The 2,171-nt window shown below is 57.5% G+C and carries 4 protein-coding genes; 1 reads left to right on the plus strand and 3 read right to left on the minus strand.

Annotated elements, in window-relative coordinates; genetic code table 11:
• On the plus strand, positions 1–92 hold a 92-nt coding region (locus NM961_RS23815; protein WP_255915698.1), incomplete at its 5' end, for an IS3 family transposase.
• A 49-nt stretch (positions 93–141) separates the two neighbouring features.
• On the opposite strand, the gene NM961_RS23820 is transcribed toward NM961_RS23815, so the two are convergent.
• The 3 genes from NM961_RS23820 to NM961_RS23825 all read right to left on the minus strand — a co-directional run.
• Positions 142–492: a hypothetical protein gene (locus NM961_RS23820; protein WP_255916921.1), complete on the minus strand. Its 351-nt coding sequence runs from the start codon at positions 490–492 to the stop codon at positions 142–144.
• Positions 493–496: 4 nt separating this feature from the next.
• The gene (locus tag NM961_RS24335) at positions 497–670 is read right to left on the minus strand and encodes a hypothetical protein (protein ID WP_369334908.1); all 174 of its coding nucleotides are present in this window, start codon (positions 668–670) and stop codon (positions 497–499) included.
• Positions 667–2,171 (minus strand): RHS repeat domain-containing protein (locus NM961_RS23825; RefSeq protein ID WP_255916922.1); only part of this gene is annotated, 1,505 nt, incomplete at its 5' end. The genes NM961_RS24335 and NM961_RS23825, both read right to left, overlap by 4 nt.

The following is a 2,171-nucleotide window of genomic DNA, read 5'->3' on the forward strand; positions in this document are numbered from 1 at the left end:
AGTACATTGAGGTTGACTACAATCGAAACCGCCTTCACTCGACGCTCGGCTACCTCAGCCCAGAGCAGTTCGAGCGAGCACACGCCGCTTAAACGGGCGTCCGAAATCCAGGGGCAAGATCAGATTGAGTGGATTCGCTCGTTAGTTATTCGGAGAGTCCTTAAAGTAGATAACTGCTTCCTGTCCGCGAACTATCCTTCCAATCTGACAAATCAGTCTCCCCTCGCTGATGCGATAGAACTCGAAGTCGTCATAACCGTCGTCATTGACCAACTCGCACTTGACCTCACCCGAAGCATCATGCAAGAGCTTCGCAAGTTCGTAGAGGAACCGAACGACCTGACGAGACGAATCCCTACCAGAGTACTCGAACTCCAAGAAGGTTTCTCCTACATCAACCTGCAGCGCAACGCTTTCCGCGAGTGCTTTGATCTGTATTACCCTATTCTGATCAATCGCTGGGAACGTTAGGTAAGCGGAATACTCCTTCATCTCATCACTCCACCAATTCGATTTGATACTGAGCGCCGGCTCGCTCCGCGTTTCTCTTGATGAACTCGCTAACCTCCGCGGCGGGCTTACCACCAGAGAACTCAAACAAAGCCGATCTCTGCGTTACTTGCGCAGCTTCCAACGTCGCGCGGATTTGAGCTCGTCTACTTTTGCTCAAGAAGTTCTTCGCGTTGACTTCAAACGCCGGCGCTGACCCTGTTTCATTGGGCCAAACGCCTGTCCAACATACTGGTCGCTTACCATATCGAACTCTCGATTGCTAAAGCCTTCGATATTTACACTCGCCTGTCCACCGTGCTTTTTGGCGAACGCCTGTGCCCCCTCATCTCTGTCCTTTGTCGGCGTAACGCGTCGGAACGGTGATGGGGCACCTCCCGCTTCGCTGTCGGCATGCCCTGCGAAGTCAGCCGCGGTGCGCCGTACTACAGGACGACTACCGCCCCCTTCTGCAATCGTTATAGCACGCGCTGGCTCCACGGCCTTCGCTGCCGACCCAGCAGTCATGCCACCCAGCGCAGTCAGATAGAACAGCGGGTCTTTCAGCGCTGCCCCCCAGCTACTGGTTAGGTGCGACATAGCACCTGTGATATTCCCGCTCGCTATCTCGCGATGCGCGCGCTGTACCTCAATGTTACTTGGAGTCGCTCCACCCATCGTGCGGCTGTACGCCGCCATGTTCATTTGATACGACTCGTGCTTGACAAAATAGTCGAGCGCGTCGGGCGGCACTGTCCAATCGAACTGACCGGTTTCGCGGTTTTGTGCCGAATAGAAGCGAACCGCCTTGTTGTCATCTTTCGGATCTACATGCGGAACCAGACGGTAAAGCTCGGTGTTGATGTGTTCATCAGGCGTCAGCGACACCGTTGGCAGTGCGAACGCACGATCCGCATTGACTTCCGTTAAGTGCGGATCACCGCGCAGCGCGTTACGCGCAGTCGTCTGCGGTATCGGCCGATTCGGGGAAGTCCATTGCGGCAATGGACAATTCTCCACTTCATGTCCACGGCACGCTTGTCTCCCATCCGAGTCCAAATACACCGTGGGATTGGCATAGGCGTACAGATACCTGTGCAAACTCGGCGGCTCCAGATCTTTGCCGGCCTCGGGATCTTCCGTGTTAAACCGCGCCGTCGCCGGGTCGTAGTAGCGGGCTTTGGCGTAGTAGAGGCCGGATTCGGTGTCCTTGAGGTAGCCGGTAAAGCCGACCGCTTGGCCATCGGTAACCGGCAATTCCGCGTTGGCGGCGTCGCGATCCGGAGTGACCAGGGTGCCATTCGTCCCCAGCTGTGCGCGCACCTCCCCAAACGCGTCATAGCTCGTTCGCGCACTGACCGCGCCTTCGGCCGTCAGCAACGCGATCGGCGAGCGCAGCGCATCCAGCAGGTACTGACGCCGTTGGGGTGTGGTGCCAGCCTTGGTTTCCGCCAGCAGTTGCTCCGCGCTGTAGTGGTACAGCTTCAGCGTGTTGCCGATGGTGTTGGTTTCGGCGAGCAGGCTTTGGCCGTCGTACTGGTAGCGCGTGGTCGTACTGCCGTCGGTCTTTTCGCGGCGGAGGCCGTCGGCATGGTAGGTGAAGTGGAGGGTGGTGCCGTTGCCTAAACTCAAGGCCTTCATGCGGTCGCGGGCGTCGTAGGTGTAGACGCGTGGGGTACCGC

The sequence above is a fragment of the Tahibacter harae genome, assembly GCF_024437735.1.
Lineage (GTDB): Bacteria > Pseudomonadota > Gammaproteobacteria > Xanthomonadales > Rhodanobacteraceae > Tahibacter > Tahibacter harae.